General features: G+C 66.2%; 23 protein-coding genes. 5 read left to right on the forward strand and 18 right to left on the reverse strand.

What is annotated here, in order from left to right; genetic code table 11:
- Positions 1–26: 26 nt before the first annotated feature.
- Genes PW843_15745 through PW843_15755 form a run of 3 tightly spaced genes read right to left on the reverse strand, consistent with a single transcriptional unit; the run spans position 27 to position 936 of the window.
- Entirely contained in the window at positions 27–317 is a 291-nt protein-coding gene (locus PW843_15745; GenBank protein MDE1148053.1) for a succinate dehydrogenase assembly factor 2, read from the reverse strand.
- Positions 318–374: 57 nt separating this feature from the next.
- Positions 375–665, reverse strand: coding sequence for a type II toxin-antitoxin system RelE/ParE family toxin (locus tag PW843_15750; GenBank protein MDE1148054.1), 291 nt, complete (start codon positions 663–665; stop codon positions 375–377).
- A 4-nt stretch (positions 666–669) separates the two neighbouring features.
- A complete protein-coding gene (locus PW843_15755) occupies positions 670–936 on the reverse strand; it encodes a CopG family ribbon-helix-helix protein (protein ID MDE1148055.1) in 267 nt (88 codons plus the stop codon).
- A 140-nt stretch (positions 937–1076) separates the two neighbouring features.
- Here PW843_15755 and recG point away from each other — a divergent pair, with 140 nt between their 5' ends.
- Positions 1077–3158 carry an ATP-dependent DNA helicase RecG gene (gene recG / locus PW843_15760; protein ID MDE1148056.1) on the forward strand — a complete coding sequence of 694 codons (2082 nt, stop codon included), beginning with the start codon at positions 1077–1079 and terminating at the stop codon, positions 3156–3158.
- A 27-nt stretch (positions 3159–3185) separates the two neighbouring features.
- On the opposite strand, the gene PW843_15765 is transcribed toward recG, so the two are convergent.
- Positions 3186–4472, reverse strand: coding sequence for a methyl-accepting chemotaxis protein (locus PW843_15765; protein ID MDE1148057.1), 1287 nt, complete (start codon positions 4470–4472; stop codon positions 3186–3188).
- Positions 4473–4839: 367 nt separating this feature from the next.
- Between PW843_15765 and PW843_15770 the strand changes: the two genes are divergently transcribed.
- The 4 genes from PW843_15770 to PW843_15785 all read left to right on the forward strand — a co-directional run bounded on the left by PW843_15770 (position 4840) and on the right by PW843_15785 (position 7757).
- The gene (locus tag PW843_15770) at positions 4840–5148 is read left to right on the forward strand and encodes a hypothetical protein (protein ID MDE1148058.1); all 309 of its coding nucleotides are present in this window, start codon (positions 4840–4842) and stop codon (positions 5146–5148) included.
- 111 nt (positions 5149–5259) lie between these two features.
- Positions 5260–6342, forward strand: coding sequence for a type III polyketide synthase (locus PW843_15775; GenBank protein ID MDE1148059.1), 1083 nt, complete (start codon positions 5260–5262; stop codon positions 6340–6342).
- A 13-nt stretch (positions 6343–6355) separates the two neighbouring features.
- Entirely contained in the window at positions 6356–6877 is a 522-nt protein-coding gene (locus tag PW843_15780; GenBank protein ID MDE1148060.1) for an isoprenylcysteine carboxylmethyltransferase family protein, read from the forward strand.
- 181 nt (positions 6878–7058) lie between these two features.
- Positions 7059–7757 carry a Crp/Fnr family transcriptional regulator gene (locus tag PW843_15785; GenBank protein ID MDE1148061.1) on the forward strand — a complete coding sequence of 233 codons (699 nt, stop codon included), beginning with the start codon at positions 7059–7061 and terminating at the stop codon, positions 7755–7757.
- A 247-nt stretch (positions 7758–8004) separates the two neighbouring features.
- Here PW843_15785 and PW843_15790 read toward each other — a convergent pair whose 3' ends face one another.
- The 14 genes from PW843_15790 to ccoN form a co-directional block, all read right to left on the reverse strand.
- Positions 8005–8445, reverse strand: coding sequence for a PaaI family thioesterase (locus PW843_15790; GenBank protein ID MDE1148062.1), 441 nt, complete (start codon positions 8443–8445; stop codon positions 8005–8007).
- 24 nt (positions 8446–8469) lie between these two features.
- A complete protein-coding gene (fliN, locus tag PW843_15795) occupies positions 8470–8775 on the reverse strand; it encodes a flagellar motor switch protein FliN (GenBank protein ID MDE1148063.1) in 306 nt (101 codons plus the stop codon).
- A 121-nt stretch (positions 8776–8896) separates the two neighbouring features.
- Positions 8897–9424, reverse strand: coding sequence for a hypothetical protein (locus tag PW843_15800; GenBank protein ID MDE1148064.1), 528 nt, complete (start codon positions 9422–9424; stop codon positions 8897–8899).
- A 30-nt stretch (positions 9425–9454) separates the two neighbouring features.
- Complete coding sequence (locus tag PW843_15805) at positions 9455–10657, reverse strand: sulfotransferase (GenBank protein MDE1148065.1); 1203 nt, start codon at positions 10655–10657, stop codon at positions 9455–9457.
- Positions 10658–10801: 144 nt separating this feature from the next.
- Positions 10802–11329: a mismatch-specific DNA-glycosylase gene (locus tag PW843_15810; GenBank protein ID MDE1148066.1), complete on the reverse strand. Its 528-nt coding sequence runs from the start codon at positions 11327–11329 to the stop codon at positions 10802–10804.
- 40 nt (positions 11330–11369) lie between these two features.
- Positions 11370–11585, reverse strand: a complete 216-nt coding sequence (locus PW843_15815; protein ID MDE1148067.1) for a hypothetical protein — start codon at positions 11583–11585, stop codon at positions 11370–11372.
- Between the two features lie 34 nt (positions 11586–11619).
- A complete protein-coding gene (gene ccoS / locus PW843_15820; GenBank protein MDE1148068.1) occupies positions 11620–11784 on the reverse strand; it encodes a cbb3-type cytochrome oxidase assembly protein CcoS in 165 nt (54 codons plus the stop codon).
- Positions 11781–14180 (reverse strand): heavy metal translocating P-type ATPase metal-binding domain-containing protein, encoded by a 2400-nt coding sequence (locus tag PW843_15825; GenBank protein MDE1148069.1) that lies wholly within the window; start codon positions 14178–14180, stop codon positions 11781–11783. The genes ccoS and PW843_15825 overlap by 4 nt, the downstream gene beginning before the upstream one ends.
- A gap of 41 nt (positions 14181–14221) precedes the next feature.
- Positions 14222–14734, reverse strand: a complete 513-nt coding sequence (locus tag PW843_15830) for a FixH family protein (protein MDE1148070.1) — start codon at positions 14732–14734, stop codon at positions 14222–14224.
- Between the two features lie 24 nt (positions 14735–14758).
- The gene (ccoG, locus tag PW843_15835; protein MDE1148071.1) at positions 14759–16327 is read right to left on the reverse strand and encodes a cytochrome c oxidase accessory protein CcoG; all 1569 of its coding nucleotides are present in this window, start codon (positions 16325–16327) and stop codon (positions 14759–14761) included.
- A 336-nt stretch (positions 16328–16663) separates the two neighbouring features.
- The gene (ccoP, locus tag PW843_15840) at positions 16664–17536 is read right to left on the reverse strand and encodes a cytochrome-c oxidase, cbb3-type subunit III (GenBank protein ID MDE1148072.1); all 873 of its coding nucleotides are present in this window, start codon (positions 17534–17536) and stop codon (positions 16664–16666) included.
- 12 nt (positions 17537–17548) lie between these two features.
- Positions 17549–17743: a cbb3-type cytochrome c oxidase subunit 3 gene (locus PW843_15845; GenBank protein ID MDE1148073.1), complete on the reverse strand. Its 195-nt coding sequence runs from the start codon at positions 17741–17743 to the stop codon at positions 17549–17551.
- 7 nt (positions 17744–17750) lie between these two features.
- Positions 17751–18476, reverse strand: coding sequence for a cytochrome-c oxidase, cbb3-type subunit II (gene ccoO, locus PW843_15850; GenBank protein MDE1148074.1), 726 nt, complete (start codon positions 18474–18476; stop codon positions 17751–17753).
- 15 nt (positions 18477–18491) lie between these two features.
- On the reverse strand, positions 18492–19973 hold the full coding sequence (gene ccoN, locus PW843_15855; protein MDE1148075.1) for a cytochrome-c oxidase, cbb3-type subunit I: 1482 nt from the start codon (positions 19971–19973) through the stop codon (positions 18492–18494).
- Between the last annotated feature and the right edge of the window lie 13 nt (positions 19974–19986).

Here is a 19986-nt window from a genome sequence, read left to right on the forward strand (position 1 = left end):
CAGGCTCAGGATGGTGGGAGTCGAAATCAGGCGACGCGGTGGGCCTGCAGCAGGGCCATCAGGTCCACGTCCAGGTCATCGGGAAACGGGGTGCGGCCCAGCAGCCAATCGAAGACGTCTGGGTCGTTCAGGTCCAGCAGATGCTCATACTTGTCCATCTGGTCCACCGTGAACCCCGGCACATGCTTTTCCGCGAACGTGCCCATCAGCAAGTCCATCTCCTTCATCCCGCGGTGCCAACTGCGGAAGATCAGGCGCTTGCGGCGAATGGCCAGGGCGTCTTCGGGAGAAGCATTGATAGCGGCGTCGGTGGGCATGACGAGGAACCTTGATAATTTAAGCATGGACAAAACCTGAAGGGGCAGGGGCGAGCCTCAATCAGTTACCGGGTCCGGCCAAAGCTGGCGGCCATGAAGTACGCGCAGAATCGAGATCGTGTCATCTTGGATCTGGTAGGCGACGATGTAGGGCGTCTTTTGGACGACCAGTTCACGCGTGCCGGGCCAGCGCCCTTCCCGCCCCATCCGGGGGAAATGAACCAATTGGGCGGTGGCCAACATGACCATTTGAATTTGGGCATTCGCCGCCACAGGATTTTCCAGCGCGATGTGGCGGCGCGCGCTGACCAAATCCCGCACCGCAGGCTCCGTCCAGATAAAGCGCATGGCCTCAGTCAGCCGAAGGCATGGGCAACTCGTTATCCGTCCCCCAGGAATTCACCCAGGCCACAACATCCTCGTGCGGAACAACCTTTCCCGCATCGGCGGCCCGTATTCCTTCCTCGATGGCCCGCAGGTGGCCTTCCTGCACGGCGATGAAATCCCGGATCGCCTGATCGACCACCCAGGACGCGGGGCGATCCAACACCTTTGCAATCGCAGTCACCTGATCGCTCAGGTCTGGCCCCAGATGGATATCAAGCGATGTCTTCGTCATGGCGGCTCCTACAGTGACGCCCAAGATACATGATGCAGAACACATCGTAAACACGCCCCGGCACGAGGGTAGGCGGTCGACAGAGACGCCCGGTAGGATATAGGCATACGCGTCAGTGTTTTCAGTCCCGGAGCCCACGCTTGCGTCCGCCCGTCCTTTATCCCCTGTTCGCGCCCATCACCAGCCTGCCGGGCCTGGGGCCCCGCCTCGGCAAGCTGGCGGAGCGGCTGACCGGCCCGCACGTGGCGGATATCCTGTGGCACCTGCCCACCGGCGTGCTGGACCGCGCCAACGCCGCCAGCATTGCGGAGGCGCCGGAAGGCCGCATCGTCACCCTGACGGTGCGGGTGGACGGGCACATGCCGCCGGTGCAGCGCCACCGCCCCTATCGCGTGCGCTGCACCGACCATACCGGCGAGATGGAACTGGTGTTCTTCCACATCAAAGGCGACTGGCTGGAGAAGAAACTGCCCCAGGGCACCATGGTGGTGGTCAGCGGCAAGGTCGAACGCTTCAACGGCCTGTTGCAGATGCCCCACCCCGACCATTTCGCCCCCGTCGAGGAAGGCGCCCCGCCGCAGGAGGTGGAGGCGGTCTACCCCTTGACGGGCGGCCTGAACCCCAAGCCGCTGCGCACCGCCATCACCGCGGCGCTGGAGCGCACGCCGGAACTGGAGGAATGGCAGGACCCCGCCTGGCTGGAGCGCCAGGGCTGGCCGGCGTGGAAGGTGGCACTGGCGGCGGCGCATGATCCCAAGAGCGAAGGCGACGTCAACCCGCTGTCGCCCATCCGCCAACGCCTGGCTTACGACGAACTGCTGTCCAACCAGCTGGCCCTGGCCCTGGTGCGCTGGCATCAACGCCACCTGGCCGGCCGGGCCACGGTGGGCGACGGCCGCCTGCGTGCCCGCATCCAGGCGGCATTGCCCTATCAGCTGACGGGCGCGCAGGTGGGCGCCCTGGCCGAGATCGACGCCGACATGGGTGCCGCCGAGCGCATGCTGCGCCTGCTGCAGGGCGACGTCGGCAGCGGCAAGACCATCGTGGCGCTGATGGCCATGGCGACGGCGGTGGAGGCCGGCGCGCAAGCGGCATTGATGGCGCCCACCGAGATCCTGGCGCGCCAGCATGCCGAAAGCCTGGCCGACCTGGCCGACGCCGCCGGCATCCGCCTGGCCCTGCTGACCGGCCGTGACAAGGGCAAGGCGCGCCAACAGGTGCTGGACAGACTGGTGTCGGGCGAGATCGACATCCTGATCGGGACCCACGCCCTGTTCCAGGAGGACGTGGCGTTCCGCGATCTGGCGCTGGCCATCATCGACGAACAGCACAAGTTCGGCGTGCACCAGCGCCTGGCCCTGGCAGCCAAGGGGCGCGGGGTGGACACCCTGGTCATGACCGCCACCCCCATTCCCCGCACCCTGACGCTGACCGCCTATGGCGACATGGACGTCAGCCGCCTGATGGAAAAGCCGCCGGGGCGCAAGCCGGTGGTGACCCGCGCCGCCCCGGCCGACCGCATTGAGGAGGTGGTGGAGCGGGTGGCCGCCGCCATCAAGACCGGCCAGCGGGTCTATTGGGTCTGTCCCCTGGTGGACGAATCCGAAACCGTGGACCTGGCCAACGCCACCCTGCGCCATGCCACCCTGATGGAACGGCTGGGCGATCGCGTCGGCCTGGTGCACGGCAAGATGAAGGGCACGGAGAAGGACGCGGTCATGGCGCGGTTCGCCAGCGGCGAGCTGTCCGTGCTGGTCGCCACCACGGTGATCGAGGTGGGCGTCAACGTGCCGGAGGCCACCATCATGGTGGTGGAGCATGCCGAGCGCTTCGGCCTGGCGCAGTTGCACCAGTTGCGCGGCCGGGTGGGCCGTGGCGAGCGCGCGTCCGCCTGCCTGCTGCTGTACACCGCCCCCTTGGGTGAGACCGCCCGCGCCCGCCTGGACGTGATGACCGCGACGGAGGACGGCTTCCTGATCGCGGAGAAGGATCTGGAACTGCGGGGGGCTGGCGAGGTGCTGGGCACGCGCCAGTCCGGCCTGCCGGAATTCCGCATGGCCGACATCACCGTGCACGCCGACCTGCTGGCGACCGCCCGCGACGACGCCAGCCTGATGGTGGCCCGCGACCCCGACCTGGAAAGCCCGCGCGGCCAGGCCCTGCGCGTGTTGCTGTACCTGTTCCAGCGGGATGAGGCGGTACGGACCCTGCGCTCAGGCTGACCCGGACCGACTACCGGGGCCTGCGCCTCACGCGTTCCGCACCTCCTGCAGGAAGGTGTCCACCTGGGCCTTCAGCGCGTCGCCGCTGCGGCTGAGATCGCCGGCCGAAGCCAGCACCCGGGTGGCGGCGGCGCCGGTCTGCCGGGCGGCGTCGCTGACGCCGGCGATGTTGGTCGTCACTTCCGCCGTGCCCTCGGCCGCCTGCGCCACGTTTTCGGCGATTTCGCGGGTGGCCTGCCCCTGGGCGCCGACGGCGGCCGCGATGGACTGCGTCGTCTCATTCATCGTGGCGATGGTTTCCGTGATGTCCTGGATGGCGCGGACGGAAACACCGGTGGCCTGCTGGATGGCGGTGACCTGGGCCTGGATTTCGTCGGTCGCGGCCGCCGTCTGGTTGGCCAGGGCCTTGACCTCGGATGCCACGACGGCGAAGCCCTTGCCGGCCTCCCCCGCCCGTGCCGCCTCGATGGTGGCGTTCAGCGCCAGCAGGTTGGTCTGGCTGGCGATGCCGTTGATCAGTTGCACCACCTCGCCGATCTTCTGGGCCGTGGTGGCCAGCCCCTGCACCTGGGAATTGGCGCCGTCGGCCCGCACCACGGCCTGCCCCATCATCTGGGTAGCCTGATTGGTCTGCTGGGCGATCTCCCGCACCGATGCGGACAGTTCCTCGATCGCGGCGGCGACGGTGGTGACGTTGTTGGTGGCCGTTCCCGCCGCCGTGGCCACGACGGCCGACTGCCGTGCGGTTTCACTGGCGGTGCCGGCCATCGACTGCGCCGTGCCGTGCAGGTCTGTCGCCTGGGCGCTGACGTTGGTGACGATGGCGCTGATCGACGCCTCGAACTTGGCGGCCAAGGCCTGCATCGCCGCCCGGCGGTCCTCTTCCGCCTGCTTGACGGCATGGACATCAACCAGGGAACCGCAAGCGCGCCGGGGAACACCGCGTTCGTCAAGGATCACGCCGCCGGTGGCGCGAAACCAGCGATAGCTGCCGTCCTTGACCTTGAGGCGATAGGTGACGTCGTAACCGGATCCGGTCTTCAAGGCGCCGGCGAAGGCGTCAAAGGTCGGCCCCGCGTCCTCGGGATGCAGGCGGTCCGACCAGGAGTGCACGACGTTGGGAAATTCCCGCTCGCTGGAGAAACCGCACAGGCGACGGAATTCCGGGGACCAGGTCCAACGCGCCTTTGCGTGCATGGCGTCACCGTTGAACAGGACCGCATCCCACAGCCCGACACCGGAATGGCTGGCCAGAATGTCCAGCCATTCGACCTTTTCCATCAGCTCCTTCACCGCGCCACGCAAAACAAACATCACATCCCCACTCTGGAATAGAATCACGAACTGCCGCTTTCGGCACAAATACCAGAAATAAAAAGCACCAGGGCACGTAAATATTAATTTAAGGAGGTCGACGTAAATTCCTATCCTTAAGTTTATAATGATAGATATTATTGGTGGAGTTTCCATTTACGGATTCCCCATCCTGGCATTTATGCTTTCCGGGGTCGGCCATTGTCACCTCCACCCTGGAGCATGGCTTCCTCAGGCGAAAACGGCACGAATGCCCTGATCCGGTTCAGCACGATCAGCGGCTATCCCGTCCGTACAGTTGCGGCATGACGGCGGCGGCGTACCTCACATTGCGGTTGCAATAGCGTCGACGCCGGGAGCCCAAGCCATGGGCATGAAGGTCAGTTTGCGGGCCCTGACGGTCCTGAAATACGCGATGATCGGTTTCATGCTGGGCGCGATCCCCGCAGTGGTGGCGGTGATGCCGCCGCGCCAGGCGCACAACCGCGCGGAATTGATCAGCACCATCCTGGGCGGCACTCTGGCCGGGGCCGCGGCGCTGGCCGCGTTCGGCACCCGGCGGGCCCAGACCATCCCGGTCGAAAGGCCCAGCAAATTCGGGCCGGTGGGCTTCACCCTGGCGTGCCTGCCCTTCGTGGTCGCCGTGCTGCTGCTCGCCGTCCTGGCCGTGCTCTGATGCGACCCGTTGCCGCCGGATCCCCAGACTGAGGTCTGGTTGACGGCCGGCGGCCGGGCGCCCAAGGTGGCAAGACTCAAGGCAGGGATTATCCAGGGAGGGATAAAGACCATGTCCCGCGATCCCTACGCCCCGCCGTCCGGGCCCCTACCCCGCCTGCTGTCCATCGCCACCGCCCTGCCGCCCCATCGTTTCACACAGGAACAGGCGCTGGCCGGCGCCCGTGAGATTTTCGCCCACCGCCTGCGCGATTTTGAGCGCATGGCGCCGGTCTTCACCCACGCCGGCATTGAGGGCCGCGCGTCCTGCGTGCCGCTGGACTGGTATCTGCGCCCCCATGGCTGGGCGGAGCGCAACGCCCTTTACCTGGAACACGCGGTGGATTTGCTGGCCGTCGCCGCGACCCAAGCGCTGGAGCGCGCGGGCCTGGCGCCCGGCGACGTGGACGCCATCGTCGCCGTCTCCTCCACCGGCATCGCCACCCCCAGCCTGGACGCCCTGGTGATGCAGCGCCTGGGCATGCGGCCGGATGTGGAGCGCATGCCCCTGTTCGGGCTGGGCTGCGCCGGCGGCGTGCTGGGCCTGGCGCGGGCGGCGACCTGGGCCACCGCCCGGCCGGGGGCCAACATCCTGCTGCTGGTGGTGGAGCTGTGCGGCCTGACCTTCCGCCCGGGCGACCTGTCCAAGGCCAACGTGGTGGCGACCGCCCTGTTCGGCGACGGTGCCGCCGCCCTGGTCCTGCGCGCCGACCCGGCAGGCCGGGATGAAGGACCGGCCTTCCTGGCATCGGCCGAGCATCGCTGGCCCGACAGCCTGGGCATCATGGGCTGGCAGGTAGAGGATGACGGCCTGGGCGTGATCTTCGCCCAGAGCATCCCCACCCTGGTGCGCGACGCGCTGCCGGCGGTGGTGGGCGGGTTCCTGGATCGCCAGGGCCTGGGCCTGCGCGATCTGGCCGGCACCATCTGCCATCCCGGCGGCGCCAAGGTGCTGGACGCGCTGACGGCGGTGCTGAGCCCCTGCGCCGACGGGCTGGATGACGCCCGCACCGTGCTGCGCGACCATGGCAACATGTCGGCCGTCACCGTGCTGTTCGTGCTGGAACGCCGGCTGCGGCGGGGCGCCAAGGGGCCACACATGCTGTCCGCCCTGGGCCCCGGCTTCGTGGCCGCCCTGGGCCTGATGCGGCTTTGAGGGAGGGCCCCCGATGACCCTGAACATCCCCATGGGACCACCGCAGGGCGTGGTGATCCTGCTGGCCATCCAGCGCCTGGCGGAACTGCGGGTGGCCAACCGCAATACGGCCCGCCTGCTGGCCCAGGGCGGGCAGGAGGTGGGGGCCGCGCATTACCCGCTGTTCATCCTACTGCACAGCGCCTGGCTGGCCGCCCTGTTCTTCGGCATCCCGGCCGACGCGCCGGTGGTCTGGCCGCTGGCGGCACTGCTGATCCCCCTGCAACTGGCGCGTTATTGGGTGATCCGCACGCTGGGGCCTTATTGGACCACCCGGATCATCACCCTGCCCCGGGCGCCGCTGATCGACGGCGGGCCCTTCCGCCTGCTGCGCCATCCCAACTATTGCGTCGTGGTGGCGGAGATCGCGGCCGTGCCGCTGGCCTTCGGCGCCTGGCGGCTGGCCCTGGCCTTTTCGCTGGCCAACGCCCTGCTGCTGGCCCACCGCATCCGGGTGGAGGAAGCCGCACTGGCGCCGCGCCGGCGGACGGCCTGACGTCCCGTCCAGTGAAGAACCGCACCACCTATGGCGGTGCCGCCGTTTACGGCGGGCGTCCGGGCCGTTATTGTCCGGCCTACCCGTGTAAAAGGGGCCCCCTGTTAATCGGCCCCGCCCAACACGACCTTGGTGGCGGGCCGCCGACGTCAGGTGCCCCCACCGACCTTATCCGGAGCGTATCCCCGTGATCGATGCCGCGTCCCTCGACAGCATAGAACTGCTGGCCCCCCTGACGGCGGACCAGCGCGCCAATCTGGCCAAGCAGTGCAGCTGGCGCCACTTCCACCCGCAGGAACAGGTGATCGACCGCGCGTCGGACAGCCGCGACGTCTGTTTCATCGTCGAAGGCCGCGTGCGGGTGGTGAACTATTCCCTGTCCGGCCGCGAGGTCACCTTCGACGATGTCGAGGCCGGCGGCTACCTGGGGGAGTTGTCCGCCATCGACGGCGAGGCGCGGTCCGCCAGCATCGTCGCCCTGACCGAGGTGATGGTGGCCTTCATGTCGCCGCGCCTGTTCCAGCAGGTGGTGACCCAGAACCCCGACATCGCCTGGGGCGTTATGACGCGCCTGGCCAGCATCGTTCGTTCCGCAACCGGACGGATCATGGATCTGTCGACGCTGGGCGCCAACAACCGGGTGCACGCCGAACTGCTGCGCCTGGCCAAGCCCAACCTGAAAGACAACAACACCGCCGCCATTTCGCCGATTCCCATCCACAGCGACATCGCGGCACGGGTCAGCACCACCCGCGAAACGGTGGCGCGCGTCCTGGGCGACCTGTCACGCGACAAGCTGGTCATCCGCCAGGACAGCTCCCTCCTCGTGTGCGATTTCGCCCGTTTGGAGGAAATGGTGGAGGAAGTGCGGGGCGACTGACACCTTAGGGTTAACCACGAGGTCAGTTTTTTGGAGTGTGACACGCTTGCCACGGTTTTTTAACTTTTCATCAATCGGCGTCGGAGTTATATAAGAGGGGCTTGACCGTGACGGATTTGACACTCTCAAGCCTTCAACCTCCTTATGAGGCTCCCTTCATCTTCGCCGGCTGTCGCTCGACAGCCGGCGTTTTTTTGCCCGCAAGGGCGCCCTTACCCTATAGGCCTCGCCTTAGGGAATCCAAAAATCAAACCCCGGCCAGAATCCACAGGGCGCTGCCGGTGGCCAGCGTGCGGTCGCCGTCATGCACGCGCACCTCGGTGCACAGCTGCGACCAGTTGCGGCGGATCATCCGCGCCTCCCCCTGCACCAGGGTGCCGCGCGGGCCGCTGCCCAGGTGATTGAGGGTCAGGCCCAGCAACGCGGCGTCCCCGTCGGGCACGCCTTCATCCGCCAGGGTCTTCAGGCAGACGAATTCGGCGAAGGCCGACAGCACGGAGGTGTGGATTTGGCCGCCCGGCGCCAGGTGCCGTTCGTCGGCGACGAAGGCGCGGACCCAGCCGCCATCCCCACCGCCCCGGGCGGGCCGCCCTTCCCAGAAAGGGCCGATATGGGCGACGAAGCCAGGCTGCACCGGGCAGAGCGCCCAGCCCTCCGTCGTCACCTCGCTGGCGCCGCTGTCGGCCATGGTCGCTGCCCCGTATCCCCAGCCTTAACTGTTCGCGCGGGTGAATTCACGGAAGGTGACGGCGATCTTGTCCTCGACGATCGTCACCTCGCCCCGGCCGACAGTGCGGCCGGAAACGATGATGTCGGACAGGTCGTCGATCTTGCGGTCCAGTTCCACGATGGCGCCGCGGCCCAGCTTCAGCAGGTCGCGCACCCGGATGGTGGAGGTGCCCAGCACCACCGACACCTCGACCGCCGTGTCGTAGATGGCCGACAGTTCAGTGGAAGACGACGCGGAGGAACCGCCGCTGCCGCCGAACATGGCATCGATGTCGTCCTGGTTGCTCATGCCCGCACCCGTCCGGAATTTATCCAGTCCCCACCATGGGATACAGTGCGACCCTATCATGACAGCAGGGCAGAGCGGGAGGTGTTTCGCCCCTCCCCGTAGTCTGCCCGGGCAAGACGTGTCACTCCCCGGTTTGCGGCCCGATCAAAGCGATGTTGATCTTGCCCACCGTCGGCACGGAAGGCGTCGCCTGTAACTGCGAAAGCCTCGCCGCGATCCGACCATTCGGGAAACGCCCCTCACTGTAGCCGAACTTTACGAAATGCTGCTCCAGCGATGGCAGATTGCCCGCTTCCGCGACCTTGCGTATGTCGCCATATTCGTTCTTGTACCATTCATCATCCACCGCGATCGCGAATGGCAGATGGCCCGAGAAATACCCCACTTCTCGATAATGTTCCTGGGCGGAAGCATACTCCCCGCATAGTATGCTCCTCCTGACATTTGGGTATTGTTCCAGATACCAAGCCTCGTCGACGTCGATGAAGTCCAGAAGCATGCTAACAAAGTTTCGCAATCTTTGTTGGCTGACCAGAATTTTAATCTGGCCATCGACCTGAATGCTCTCCGAATCCATTTCAAACAAGGACATCGGCGGCGGGAAGTTTTTCATGATGCTCTCGCGGAAAAATGAGACGCCGCTTGTCACCGGCTTGTCTCAACCATCAACCCGGCAACGTCAGTCGCCGTAGCCAAAATATTCTTCATATTTCCCAAGCACCCTCCTGCATTCTGATATTTGGAATGCATTCAAGTCTTTCCTCCATCGAGAAACCGAATCCGCCGCGGACTTGGTGGTCGCATGCACGGCGCGAATGCCTTCCCGGCCACTTGATTCAAAATTGATCGGAGTCCCCACACCCAAGAAGCGGGCGACATCATTGGCACACACATCCGGTGTCGCAATGATGTCTTCATATCTTACGAAGAACGTGTCCGACCGGCCAGATTGTTTAATGAGCATCATGGCCTCCGTGGCAACGGCCATTCCCATCAGCGCACCGTGGAAGTCGCTGCCCCAAAAGGCCATTTGGGAACAGATCACATCCCGTGGGTGGCGGAGCAACACCAGCTCCCTCGCATCAGGAAAAATAGCCCGGCCGATGTGGCGCGCGGGATCATCAACCCCGCATTTTTCAATAAAGTAGCGGGGTTTTTTACCAACAAGCGTCGCGCGACGTTCATAATATTCAGAGACCAAATCACGAAATGACTGAGCAAGATGGCGTGCAGCCGTTATTTCAAAGAAGTCATACATGAATTCCGGCTGATCGTATCGCCACTCTTGGTCGGAATGAAAATATGGATTAAATCCCAGTCGCAAATTTGATTTCATCAAATCATCGGGATTTATCGAGTTGGAATGATCCGCTGGTGAAATCAATGCGCGATAGGCCGCCGCGTAATATGCCAGCACCCTGGTCTCATATGGATAGACATCGGCCAAAATGACTTCGGGGTTTGTTCCGATCTTTTCCATGACCATGGTGCCGCCCGAGCGGCCCATGGTGGTCATGAGCAATAAATTCGGGCGCCCCTGGCGCGCGTCTTGGGCGCCTGAATGCGATTCTGTTTCCGGTACAGCCAGAATTTTTGAGGGACCGGGTGGTAGAATTGACCGGTCTTCTAGAAATTCTACAGTAATTTCCCCAATTAGGTTCAAAGGAATCGGGTAGTCGAAGCGATAAACGAACCCATGGCGACCGCCACCAAATTCACCTGTTGCCCTCAAGTCATCGCGTTCACGATTGGCAAGGACCACACCAAGATCATATCCGTTCAGCCTGATGACAACTTCAATCGCCTGATCCGGATTATCAGTATCAGCTGCCCATCCGCAAACCAGTGACCGGCTCACGCGATCGACAAACCCCCTCAGCATTCGACACCCCCTGCGATAGGCAACCACCTATTCTAAGGAAAGTATCAATCCAAGGCCACGGACATTCATTCGCGCGCGACTATACGAATGGTCGGCACCCCCCTTCCGAGAAGGTGGCCGATGTTCCCATCCGGGCAAAATTCTTCAGGCGCCCTGGCGCCTCTCCGACACGAATCCCGCCGCCTCACGCCACGGCTCCAGCGTGAAGAAACGCCGGGCCTGCCCCGAGGGCGATGGCAGGACGAACAGGGCGATGCCGTCCAGGTCCAGGGCGTGGCGGCCATAGGGCGGGTTGCCCACCTGAGCATGGTGGCCGGCCAGGAACACCGCCGCCGCCGTCTTGCTGGTGAAGGCGATGGCGCCGGGACGGAAGCGCCGCATCTTCGCCACCAGGCCCGCCACGTCGTAGGCGGCGGGGTCCAGGTCGACGTCGTTGCCGAACTGCGTCTTGTTGAGGTCGGTTAGGCCCAGGCCCAAGGCCGGCAGGCCGGCGAAGGCCGCCGGCTCCATGCGCGTCGGCGTGAAGCCGGCGGCATGCAGGCTGGGCCAGAAGGCGTTGCCGGGCTTGGCGTAATAGGCCTTAGCCCGCATGGACGCGTTGCTGGGCGCCGTGCCGCAGAACACCAGGTCGAGGCCGGGGACCAGAACGTCGGGCAGGATGAGGTCGGTCATGGGGCGGAGGATAGGATCCAGCCGCCCCGGAGACCAGACCTCACTTCAACGGGATCTCGGCCAGTTCGTCCCGATGGGCGCCGACCGTCCGGGTGATGATGAAAAAGTTGATCAGCACGCCGAAGGCCACGAACAGCAGGCCGTCGACATAGCCCGCAAAATTGTCGGACCCGGCGGCGAAAAGAATGCCCAGCACGGCGACGATGATGCCGAAGCCATGGATCAGGATGGCCGGGACGGTATTGGACGATTTCATGTTCAAGGCTCCAATCAAATCAAACGGTGAAGAATCAGGACGGCCGCTTGGGCAGCGGCTGGTCGTCGTCGTACAGGATGCGGCTGGCGGACCCTTCCAGGTCCTCGAACTGGCCGTTGCGCACCGCCCAGAGAAAGGCGCAGAGACCGAGACCGCCCAGGAACAGGGCGGCCGGGATGAGGAAAAGCAGGCTGTTCATGATGGGCCTTCCTGATGTTGGTTGGCTTGTCTGTTGGCAAGTCGCAGGGCGTTGGCCATGACCACCAGCGACGACCCGGACATGGCAACCGCCGCCACCAGGGGGGTGGCGAAACCGGCCATGGCGATGGGCACGGCGCAGAGATTGTAAAGCAGGGTGAAACCCAGGTTCTGGCGCACCAGCCGCCGGGCGCGGCGCGCCACGGTCAGGGTTTCCAGCACCGGCGCCAGGCCGTCCCCCTGGAACACCACGTCGGCCGCCGTCTGCGTCACGTCCACGGCCCCCGACGGGCTCAGGGACACATCGGCGGCGGCCAGCGCCGCAGCGTCGTTCAGGCCGTCGCCGACCATCAGCACGCGCCGGCCCTGCGCCCGCAGGTCCGCCAGGTGGGCGCACTTGTCGGCCGGCTTGGCCTCCGCCCGCACCCGGTCGATGCCGACCTCCGCCGCCAGCGCCTGCGCCGTGGCCACCCGGTCACCGGACAGCAGTTCGACGCGATAGCCCCGGGCCTTCAGCGTCGCCACCACCTGGGCGGCATCGCGACGCGGCCGGTCGGCGAAGCGGAAGCGGCGGGGCGCCCGGCCGCACCGGGTCAGCCACAACTCCGGCCCGATATGCCCACCCTCAACCTCGGTGATGCCACAGAACTGGCGGGAGCCCAGGCGCACGAAACCCTGCGGCCCCATCCATTGCAGGCCGCCGCCCGGCACCTCCACCACGCCGTCGGCCACCAGGCCGGGGCCGGCGGCGCGCGCCAGCGCCCGCGACAGGGGATGGCGCGAGGTACGGGCCAGCCGGGCGGCCAGATCCAATTCCTCAGCCGTGCGGTCGGCATCGGCCAGCAGGTCGGGCCGGCCCAGGGTCAGCGTCCCGGTCTTGTCGAACACCACGGTATCAACCGGTGCCAGCCGTTCCAGCGCGGTGGCGGACTTCAGCAAAATGCCCTGGCGCATCAGACGGCCGCTGGCCGCCACCTGCACCGCCGGCACCGCCAGCGCCAACGCGCAGGGACAGGTGATGATCAGCACCGACACGGCGATCAGCAGCGCGTGGTACCAGGCCATGGATCCCAAGAAGACCCAGGCCAGGAAGGTGGTCAGCGCCGCGGCGTGCACCACCGGGGTGTAGGCGCGGGCGATGCGGTCGGCCAACAGGACGTAGCGTGCCCGCCCCTGCTCCGCCGCCTCCAGCAGCCGCACCATCTCGGCCAGCAGGGTGCCCTCGCCGCTGGCGGTGGCGCGCAGGCGCAAGGGGGCGGTGCGGTTGACCATGCCGGCGAAGACCTGGGCGCCCGGCGCCACGGCCAGGGGCATGGTCTCGCCCGTCACCAGGCTGGCATCCAGGTCGGAGATGCCGTCGGCCACCACGCCGTCGACGCCGACCCGCTCCCCCGCCGCCACCAGCACGGTGGCGCCCAGCGGCACCCGCGCCGGCGTCACCACCTGTGCCAGCCCGTCGGCACCCAGCACCGTCACCGGCGCCTGGTTCAGGGACAGCAGATGGGCGGCGGCGGACCGCGCCCGGCCCCGTGCCCGGCTGTCGAGGTAACGCCCGATCAGCAGGAAGAACAGCAGCATGACGGCGCTGTCGAAATAGGCGTGCTCGCCATGCGTGGCGGTCATCACCAGGCTCATGCCCGTGGCCAGCAGCACGCCGACGGAAATGGGCACGTCCATGTTGGTGCGCCCGGCGCGCAGGGCCGTCAGGGCGGAACGGAAGAAGGGCCGGCCGGCGATGGCCACCGTCGGCAGGGCGATCAGGGCCGACACCCAATGCAGCAGGGTGCGGGTGGCGTCGCCCATGGCATCGGCCCCGGCCCAGACCGACACCGACAGCAGCATGACGTTGGCGGCGGCGAACCCGGCCAGCGCCAGGCGGCGCAGCAGGTCGCGCTCCAACGCCGCCGCCGGGTCGGGGGCACCGGCATCCTTGCCGCCGGCGACACCGTAGGCCGCGACGCGGTAACCCAGGTGCGTCACCAGGCGGGCGTAGGTCACCGCCTGGTCCGGCGTGCCGGACCAGCACAGCGTCAGGCTACGCCCCGTCAGGTTGGCGCGGGCCGAGCGCACCTCCGGATGGTTCTTGGCCAGCGCCGCCTCGATCAGCCAGACGCAGGCGCCGCAGGTCAGCCCATCGACGCTGAGGCGCAGCACGCAATCGCCGTCCGCCGCATGCGACACCGCCTCGGGCAGGCCCAGCAACGGATCGGCCCCATCCTCCTCCGCCTGGCCGGCCGCCGTCGGCGGGGCCGCGGCCTCCACCGGGCGGCGGTCGTAATAGGCATCCAGCCCCAGATCGTGGATCAGGGCATAGGCACCGGCGCAGCCGTGGCAGCAGAAGGCGCCCTCCTCCGTCGCCGCCCCGATCAGGGGCTGGCCGCAGTGGCGGCAGGTCATGGGCAGCGAGTCGAAGGGCATGGCGGACACCTAGGCAGGGGTCATTTCACGAACAGGCGCCGGGTCAGGTGGTACCAATCGGTTCCCTTGACCGCCTTCATCTTCAATTCCCACTGCCCGTGCTTGGGCAGCGCCACCGGGGCGACGTAACGGCCACCGCCCTGGTCCTGAAAGGCCAGCGGCACGTCCGGCAGGATGTCGATGGGGCGGACCAGCCGGCCGTCCAGGCTCATGCCCTCCAGCGGCTGGCCGTCCTTGTCGGTAATCCGCACGGTCAGTACGCCGCCGTCGGCGGTGGCGGCCGTCGGCTCGATATCGGCATCGAAGGTCCAGCCCAGCGCGTCCTGCTGGGCCTGGGCCTCCAGCACCTTGTTGTATTCGATGCCGCGCTCATAGGGCTTGGCGGTAGCCAGGCCGGTCCAGCTGTTCACGGCCTCATAGATCAGGATGCCGTTGACCACGATCACCACGCCCATGCAACCTACGAAGATCCAGGGGATCAGCGAACGCTTGGGCTTGGGCTGGCCCCGGCTGGGCAGTTCCACGACGGTCATGGATGTCTCTCCTCTATCGGATCATCAGGGCTTGGCGCCGGGGCCCATGAAGACCCCTTCGTAGAAGGTGGTGTGGGGCTGGGCCGGCCCCTCCTCCTTCAGGCTGAACACCAGGGGGATGCTGGGCTGGGCGCCGCCGTCGCGCACCAGGGCCGGGCGCGGCAGGGTCACGAAGACGCGGAAGGTCGCCTGGGCGTCGCCGTGCACCGGCAGGGCCACGCCGTCGGCGCCATGGGCATCGCCCACATCCTGCACCGACAGGGTGGCGCCGGGCTGGCCCACCACGGCCAGGCTGTACTGGGCCACGCCGCGCTGCTTGTTCGACACCTTGATGGTGTAGCCGTTGCGCAAGGAACCGTCCGACAGGGTGACGAACAGGGGCGCCCGGTCGCGCTGGACGCTGATGCCCATGGTGGAACGCGTTTCCAGGGCGAACAGCATGACGGCGGAGGCCACGGCCAGCACGGCGGCGTAGATGATCACCCGCGGCCGCACCAGGCGATAGCGGCTGGGCCGGCCCGCGGCCTTGGCCTCCTGGTTGTCCAGGGTGTCGAAGCGGATCAGGTTGGGCGGGCGGCCCACCTTTTCCATGATGGTGTTGCAGCTGTCGATGCACAGGCCGCAGCCGATGCATTCCATCTGCTGGCCGTCGCGGATGTCGATGCCGGTGGGGCAGACGGCGATGCACTGGCCGCAGTCGATGCAGTCGCCCCGCCCTTCCCAGCTGGTGCCGGCCTTGTGGGGGCCGCGCCGCTCACCCCGGTAGGCCTCGTACGTCACCACCAGGGAATGCACGTCCAGCATGCTGGCCTGGATGCGTGGCCACGGGCACATGTAGGTGCAGACCTGTTCCCGCGCCCAGCCGGCCAGGATGTAGGTGGTGGCCGTGAACATGCCGACGAAGAAATATTCCTCGACCGAGGCCCGGCCCGTCACCAGGGCATGGAAGGCGGTGGGCGCGTCGTCGAAGTACAGGACCCAGGCACCGCCCGTGGCCACCGCGATGGCCAGCCAGGCGGCGTGCTTGGCCGTCTTGCGCAGCAGCTTCTCCCGGCTCCAGGGCTGGCGGTCCAGGCGGATGCGGGCGCCGCGATCCCCCTCGACCAGGCGTTCCACCGCCATGAACAGGTCGGTCCACACCGTCTGCGGGCAGGCGTAGCCACACCAGACGCGGCCGGCCAGCGCCGTCACCAGGAACAGGCCGACGGCGGCCAGCACCAGCAGGCCGGTGATGTAGTAAACCTCCTGCGGCCAGATCTCGATGCCGAAGAAATAGGCGCGCGGCGACAGCAGGTCGATCAGGATGGCCTGGTGCGGGGCGTCCGGCCCCCGGTCCCAGCGCAGCCAGGGCACGGTGTAGTAAATGGCCAGGCAGACCGCCAGGACGGCCCATTTCAGCGTGCGATAGGGTCCCGACACGGCCTTGGGATAGACCTTGACGTGTTCGGCATACAGGGTGCCGCCCGTGGCGTTTTCCAGATCCACCTTGGTGGATCGGGGGCGCCCTTCGCGAAGCGGCGCCTTGCGCGCTTCGGTTCCGGGCTCGGCAGGCGGACGGGCCAACGTCTCGCTGTCCTCTGACTTCGTGTCCATGGGTCGTGTCCATTTCCGACGATACGCGGGGCAGCCTTAATGGTTGGGCCACCTACGCGGATATGAGGGAAACTAGGCCGCCGCCCCCCTCGCCGCCTTGCGCTAGATCAACTGACGGATGCCCCCACGGACCCGCGACAGCAGGTCACGGCGGCGCAAACAACCGCTTGCCAATCCTGAAAACCCGGATCGCGGGCAAAAGAAAACCCCCGCCGGGTGGGGACTCGGCGGGGGTTCTTCCGTGCAACCTGTGGGCGGATCGGCGCCTTCCCCGGTGAGGCATGGGGTACCGGGGAAGGCAACCGCCCGTTGGCGATGGGATGTAGGGGGAAGGACCTACTTACCACCACCCAGGGCGTGCACGTAGGCTGCCAGCAACTTGACCGTGGCGGGGTCCAGGCGCTCGCTCCACGCCGGCATGCTGCCACGCCGGGCGTAGGTGATGGTCTGGACCACGGTGGCCTTGTCACCGCCATAGAGCCAGATGGCGTCGTTCAGGCGGGGTGCCCCCACATCCTGGTTGCCATCGCCCTTTTCACCGTGGCAGGCGGCGCAGTTGTCCGCGAAGATCTGCGCACCCCGGCCGGCCGCGTCCTTGTCGGTGCCGGTGTTGGACAGGCTCAGCACGAATTCCGCCACGTCGTTGATCTGGGCCGGGGTCAGCAGACCGTCGGCGCCGAAGCGCGGCATGTCGGAAACGCGGGAGTTCTCGTTGGAATTGCGCACGCCGTAGGTGACGGTTTGCAGGATCTGCTCCGGCGTGCCGCCCCACAGCCAATCGTCGTCGGCCAGGATGGGGAAGCCCTTGTTGCCGCCGGCGCCACCGGCGCCGTGGCAGGCCGCGCAGTTCTCAGCGAAGGCGATGTGCCCCGCCGCCTGCACGTAGCTGCGCAGTTCCGGATCCTTCTCCACGTCGCCGATGGGGGTCGCCAGCAGCTTGGCCTTGATGGGGGCCAGTTTCTGCTGACGCTCGTCCAGGGCGGTCTTCACCGTGTCGCGCTGGGTCCAGGCCAGGATTCCCTTGGTATGGGAATGCAGGCCGGGCCAAGCCGGGAAAAACACGGTGTAGACCAGGGCGAAGGCGATACAGGCATAGAAGGTGTACAGCCACCATTTCGGTAGCGGCGTGTTCAGTTCCTTAATGCCGTCCCATTCGTGACCGGTGGTTTCCCGGCCCGTATGGGCGTCCTTTTCAATTTGGGTGGACATGGGCGGGTGACCTCAGCGTTTCATCTGGGCCGCGCCACGCCCCCGGAGGGGCAGAGGCTCGGCGTCGTCCAGCAGGGGGATCTTGGCGCAGTCGTTGTTCAGCCTGGCCCGGCGGGAGGGCCAATAGGCCCAGACCAGGATTCCGCTGAACAGGACCAGGAACCAAACCAGCCATACCTGAGAGATCAGGGATTGAAGCTCTTCCATGGCGACCTCACTGACGCAGGTCTTCGGGCTGCAGCTTGCTGAAATCGACCAGCGTTCCCAGCATCTGCAGGTAGGCCACCAGGGCGTCCATCTCCGTCAGCTCGGGGCTTTCGGTGTTGAACTTGCCCACCACCGCCTTCGGATACCGCTTCAGCAAGGCTGTCGTGTCGGCGTCCGGGTTGGCCTGGGCCTTCAGGTCGGCCTCGGCGTTGGCGATCATGTCGTCGGTATAGGGCACCCCGACCTGGCGCAGCGTCTTCAGGTGTTCCTGGATGTTGGGAACCACCAGCGGCCGGCTGGCCAGGAACGCGTAGGTCGGCATGATGGATTCCGGCACGACGGCGCGCGGATCCTTCAGGTGGGCGACGTGCCAGTCGTTGGAATACTTGCCGCCGACGCGGGCCAGATCCGGACCGATACGCTTGGAACCCCACTGGAAGGGATGGTCGTACATGCTCTCGGCCGCCAGGCTGTAGGGGCCGTACCGCTCCACCTCATCGCGGAAGGTGCGGATCTGCTGGCTGTGGCAGACGTAGCAGCCTTCACGGATGTAGATGTTGCGGCCCATCTGCTCCAGCGGCGTGTAGGGGCGCACGCCGCCCACCCGCTCGATGGTGGTTTCGATGGAGAACAGGGGCACGATCTGCACCAGGCCACCGATGGACACGGTGATCAGGGTCAGCAGCGCCAGGATGATGACGTTCTTTTCAATGATGGCGTGAGAGAATTTCATTGGATGTCCCTCCGCTCACTCGGCCGCGACCAGGCCGGCGGGCCGTTCGGCTTCAAGCGGCTGGCCGTTCCTGATGGTGCGGATCATGTTGAAGGCCATGATGAGGGCGCCGGTCAGGAACAGGACGCCGCCCGTGCCGCGGATGATGTAGTAGGGGTGCATGGCGGCCACGGTCTCGACGAACGAGTACTGCAGGAAGCCCATGTCGTCGTAGGCGCGCCACATCAGGCCCTGCATGATGCCCGACACCCACATCGAGGTGATGTAGAGGACGATGCCCAGGGTGGCGGTCCAGAAGTGCCATTCGACCAGCGCCTGGCTCCACAGCGCCTTACGCCGCCACAGCACCGGGATCAGGTAGTACATGGCGCCGAAGGTGACGAAGGCCACCCAGCCCAGGGCACCGGAGTGCACGTGGCCGATGGTCCAGTCGGTGTAGTGGCTGAGCGCGTTCACCGGCTTCACCGACATGACGGGGCCTTCGAACGTGCTCATGCCGTAGAAGGCGACGGCCGTGACCGTGAAGCGCAGCGACGGGTTGGTGCGCAGTTTGTCCCAGGCGCCCGACAGCGTCATGATGCCGTTGATCATGCCGCCCCAGCTGGGCATCCACAGCATGATGGAGAACACCATGCCCAGGGTCTGCGTCCAATCCGGCAGCGCGGTGTAGTGCAGGTGATGGGGGCCGGCCCAGATGTACAGGAAGATCAGGGCCCAGAAGTGGATGATGGACAGGCGGTAGGAATAGACCGGCCGCTCCGCCGCCTTGGGGATGAAGTAGTACATCATGCCCAGGAAGCCGGCGGTCAGGAAGAAGCCCACCGCGTTGTGGCCGTACCACCACTGGATCATCGCGTCCTGCACACCGGAGAAGGCGCCGTAGCTCTTCGTGCCGGTGAAGCTGACAGGGATCGCCAGGTTGTTGACGATGTGCAGCATGGCGATGGTGATGATGAAGGCTAGGTAGAACCAGTTGGCCACGTAGATGTGGGGCTCACGCCGCTTGAACAGTGTGCCGGCGAAGATCACCAGATAGACCACCCAGATGATGGTCAGCCACAGGTCGGTGTACCATTCCGGCTCGGCATATTCCTTGCCCTGGGTGATGCCCATCAGATAGCCGGTGCCGGCCAGCACGATGAACAGCTGATAACCCCAGAACACGAACCAGGCCGGCAGGGCGCCGCCGAACAGCGGCGCGCGGCAGGTGCGCTGGACCACAAAGAAGGAGGTGCCCAGCAGCGCATTGCCGCCGAACGCGAAAATGGCCGCTGACGTGTGCAGCGGCCGGACCCGGCCGAAGCTGGTCCATTCCAATCCGAAATTCAGCGCGGGAAACGCCAACTGGAAGGCGATCAGGACACCGACGGTAAAGGCGGCGATACCCCAAAACATGGTCGCGATGGTGAAGGCGCGAACCACATCCTCCACATAGACTTCCCGGCTGGCGGGGTGGGCGGCCGAGATCGGCACCCCCCCGGAAACCGCAACACTCATGACACCCCCCGAA

The organism is Azospirillaceae bacterium (assembly GCA_028283825.1).
Taxonomy (GTDB): domain Bacteria; phylum Pseudomonadota; class Alphaproteobacteria; order Azospirillales; family Azospirillaceae; genus Nitrospirillum.